This window comes from Rhizobium giardinii bv. giardinii H152, assembly GCF_000379605.1.
Classification (GTDB): Bacteria; Pseudomonadota; Alphaproteobacteria; order Rhizobiales; family Rhizobiaceae; genus Pararhizobium; species Pararhizobium giardinii.
The window spans coordinates 1-1,272 of the sequence record NZ_KB902617.1 but is presented as its reverse complement, the minus strand read 5'-3'; the positions used below and the strand labels follow the sequence as shown (position 1 = coordinate 1,272).

The following is a 1,272-nucleotide window of genomic DNA, read 5'->3' as shown; positions in this document are numbered from 1 at the left end:
GTGCCCGCGCGCCGCCCGATGCCCGTCATCAAGATCAAGTGCGCAAGCCGCCGCCGCATTGCAGATGAGGGCGGCGACGGGAGCTGCTGTCTTTGCCGACATCCATATGGGGGCGGTGCCCTCACCGAAGATGAGCGGCGCGGACTGTCGCGTCGCAGTCGGGCCTTTTGCCTCCGCGCCGGCAATGGCAGCGCCAATCAGGTCGAGGACGCAACGCAGAGCGATTTCATCGATCGAGGGCGGACGTTCCACTTGCGAGGCGCGCCATATGTGATCCGCCAAAATGCCTGTCAGGTGCATGGTGATCTCCACCTCTGCTACGCACAGCCCGATATGCGCTCGTGCTCGCGGTCGTTCAATTCAGGGAGGAAATCCCGTTGTGCGCTTTTACGTATTTCTCGAAGGTTGCCTGAGCGACGTAGAGGTCGAGCATTGGAAGTCCGACGCAGGTAATACATACGGGTCCAACCTGCTTTAGATACCAATCCTGCGATGCCGAAAGTTCACGAATCCCCAACAGCGGTCCGACGGTCTCGAGGGACAGCCCATTCCGCCAAAAATGCAGGGCCAAGCTTTGCGACCTTCTGTGCGACACCATTGCCAGGCTGTCGCAGACGACGGTCCCGGTGCGAAGTGCGCGAACAAGATAGGGTTGCGGAACTTCATCGCCGCCCAGGTGGAGCGTCACTGCGTCCGCAAGGAGCTCCCTGTCCTCAAATATGGGTTGCCGGGCATTGGATGCAGTGACGACGAATGCGCAGTCGCAAAGCCGGCTATTATCCGCAACCGGGATCAGCGGGATCGTCGTTTGCGCACGCAGAACTCCTATCATTGTTTCTGCACCTTCGAACGTCCGGCTTCGCACGAAGATCTCTCGGACCCTATCCGAACCGATGTGGTCCAGGCACGAAATTGTGGCTCTGGCGACCGGCCCCGCACCAAAGACAAAGACCGAAATCTTCTCTTGTTCGGGAAAGCACCGCTGAAACACCTTTGAAGCGTATGTTCCGGTTCGCGTCGCCGATATTGCGGTACCGTCGAGAATGGCTACGGGACGCATTGTCATTTTCTCCAACAGGACGATCGTGGACGTCGACCGAGGCAAACCGAGCCGCCGGTTAAACGCATTGGCGCCGATGATCTTAACCGCGCCAAATTCCGCATTGACGCTGTAGAGCGACGAAAGCTTCCATCCGAGGCGCTGCTCGGTAAAGTCAGCCTTGAAGGGTTGGAATTCCGGCCTGCTCCAGAACTCCTCCTCGGGCAATGAAA

The 1,272-nt window shown here is 58.8% G+C and carries 2 protein-coding genes; both read right to left on the bottom strand.

The annotated features are described in order from the left end of the window. On the bottom strand, positions 1-300 hold a 300-nt coding region (locus A3AY_RS0110860; RefSeq protein WP_026203321.1), incomplete at its 3' end, for an MmgE/PrpD family protein. A 55-nt stretch (positions 301-355) separates the two neighbouring features. Beyond that, a partial coding sequence (locus A3AY_RS0110855) for a hypothetical protein (RefSeq protein WP_018325705.1) occupies positions 356-1,272 on the bottom strand: 917 nt, incomplete at its 5' end.